The following is a 2,119-nucleotide window of genomic DNA, read 5'->3' as shown; positions in this document are numbered from 1 at the left end:
GCACACGTGCGAGTCCCACAATCCTGGCTGACCGAGGTCCTGCACGCGGGAACGCCCGACTGGGCCGTCTCGCCCGAGGAACTCGACGCCGGTTTCGTGCGGGTCGGGTTCGAGGTCGAGGAACTCGATTCGCTGGACAACGTGACCGGGCCACTCGTGGTCGGTCGGGTCGGCTCGATCGAGGAGCTGACCGAGTTCAAGAAGCCGATTCGCTTCTGCCTGGTGGACGTCGGAGCAGCCGAGCCACAGGAAATCGTGTGTGGTGCCAGGAACTTCGCCGAGGGTGACCTGATCGTGGCCGCGCTGCCGGGCAGCGTCCTGCCCGGTGGATTCGCCATCGCGTCGCGCAAGACCTACGGCCGCAACTCCAACGGCATGATCTGCTCGACGCTCGAACTCGGGTTGGGTAAGGATCACTCCGGAATTCTGGTGCTGCCCGAGGGCACGGCCGCTCCGGGCGACGACGCCAAAGCCGTTCTCGGTCTGCTGGACTCGGTCATCGAGCTCAACGTGACCCCGGATCGCGGCTACGCCTTCTCGGTCCGAGGCCTCGCCCGCGAACTGGCCTGCAGTTTCGACCTTCCGTTCGTGGATCCGGCGCGCACGGTCCCCACCGAGGTCACCGGTGACGCCTGGTCGGTCACCGTCGAACCGAACTCGGGCGCTTCGCGATTCGCGTTGCGCAAGATTGTCGGCATCGATCCGACGGCGACGACGCCCTGGTGGATGCAGCGTCGACTGCTGCTGGCCGGCGTACGCCCGATCTCGGCGGCCGTCGATGTCACCAACTACGTGCTCCACGAACTCGGGCAGCCGTTGCACGCGTTCGATGCGGCAAAGCTCGACGGCGATCTGGTCGTCCGGCGTGCGAACGCGGGGGAGAAGCTGACCACGCTGGACGGCGTCGAGCGTTCTCTCGATGCCGAGGACGTCGTCATCGCCGACGGATCGGGAGCGATCTCGTTGGCCGGTGTCATGGGCGGCGCGTCCACCGAAGTCGACGACTCGACCCCCGAGGTCGTCCTCGAAGCTGCGTCGTTCGATCCGCTCGCGGTGTTCCGCACCGGTCGTCGCCACAAGCTCTCCAGCGAGGCCAGCAAGCGTTTCGAGCGGACCGTGGATTCGGCTCTGCCTGTCGCAGCACTCGATCGGGCCGCACAGTTGTTGGTCGAGATCGCCGGCGGCCGGATCGAGCCCGTGTTGACCGATATCGGCGAGGCATCCGAATATCCCACGGTCACGATGGACTTCGACCTGCCGGACCGAATCGCCGGAGTGCAGTACCCCAACGGAACCGCTGCCCGACGGTTGACGCAGATCGGTTGCGGAGTCGAGGTATCGGTCGACGACGCCGGACACGGCCAGCTCATCGTCACCCCGCCGTCCTGGCGACCGGACCTGGTGCAGCGCGCCGACCTGGTGGAAGAGGTGCTGCGGCTCGAAGGGCTCGAACAGATCCCGTCGGTACTGCCGTCGGCCCCGGGCGGTCGTGGCCTCACTGCCGAACAGAAGCGCAGGCGTGCCGTCGGCAAGGCTCTCGCGTTCTCCGGGTACGTCGAGGTGTTGCCTCCGGTGTTCCTGCCCAAAGGCGTGTTCGACACGTGGGGTCTCGACGCGGACGACCCACGGCGCGCGACCACCTCGGTACTCAATCCACTCGAGGCCGACCGTCCCGAGCTCGCGACCACTGTGCTTCCCGGTTTGCTCGAGATGCTGAGCCGGAACATCGCGCGCGGTCAGCGAGACGTCTCGCTGTTCGGCATTGCTCAGGTGGTGCTCCGACACGACGCCACCGCAGCTGTGGACGCGTTGCCGGTCGACCGTCGGCCCACCGACGACCAGATCGCCATGCTTCGTGGTTCGTTGCCGGCGCAGCCGGTGCACGTGGGCATGGTGCTCACCGGTCAGCGTGAGTTGTCGGGTCCGTGGGGTCCCGGCCGCGCCGCAGAGGCCGCCGATGCGTTCGCTGCGGTGCGTACCGTCGCCGAGGCGTCCGGAGTGCACGTCGATCTTCGGGCGGCGCAACACCTTCCGTGGCACCCGGGTCGGTGCGCGGAGGTCCTGCTCGACGGTGAGGTCGTCGGATACGCGGGCGAGCTGCATCCGGCCGTGCTCGAGC

At 67.6% G+C, this 2,119-nt stretch carries 1 protein-coding gene; it reads left to right on the top strand.

Translation table 11 applies throughout. From position 1 onward, the window contains the following. Positions 1–6 precede the first annotated feature (6 nt). Positions 7–2,119 (top strand): phenylalanine--tRNA ligase subunit beta (gene pheT / locus A2J02_RS15090; RefSeq protein WP_068050963.1); only part of this gene is annotated, 2,113 nt, incomplete at its 3' end.

The sequence above is a fragment of the Rhodococcus sp. EPR-147 genome (genome assembly GCF_001647185.1).
In the GTDB taxonomy this organism is placed as follows: domain Bacteria; phylum Actinomycetota; class Actinomycetes; order Mycobacteriales; family Mycobacteriaceae; genus Rhodococcoides.
Note: the sequence above shows the minus strand (reverse complement) of the source record. Positions and strands in the feature narration are given on the sequence as shown.